Source organism: Guyparkeria halopsychrophila, assembly GCF_044582135.1.
Lineage (GTDB): Bacteria > Pseudomonadota > Gammaproteobacteria > Halothiobacillales > Halothiobacillaceae > Guyparkeria.
Window position 1 is genome coordinate 1 of record NZ_JBDODP010000073.1, and the last position, 339, is coordinate 339.

Genomic DNA, 339 nt, shown 5'->3' on the forward strand with positions numbered 1-339 from the left:
AGCAGGATGTGCTCACGGGTCTGCGGCATCGGGCCGTCGGCAGCGGAAACCACCAGGATCGCGCCGTCCATCTGGGCGGCACCGGTGATCATGTTCTTGACGTAGTCGGCGTGACCCGGGCAGTCGACGTGGGCGTAGTGACGCTTGTCGGACTCGTACTCAACGTGAGAGGTCGAGATCGTGATGCCACGCGCCTTCTCTTCCGGCGCCTTGTCGATCTGGTCGAACGCCATGCCCTGGCCACCGTAGGTGGAGGACATCACGTGCGTGATCGCCGCGGTCAGCGTGGTCTTGCCGTGGTCAACGTGACCGATCGTGCCGACGTTTACGTGCGGCTTG

Annotated in this window: 1 protein-coding gene; it reads right to left on the bottom strand. The window is 64.0% G+C overall.

Going from position 1 to position 339, the window contains the following annotated elements:
- The coding region (locus ABGV18_RS11540; protein ID WP_396586155.1) for a GTP-binding protein at positions 1-339 on the bottom strand (339 nt) is incomplete at both ends.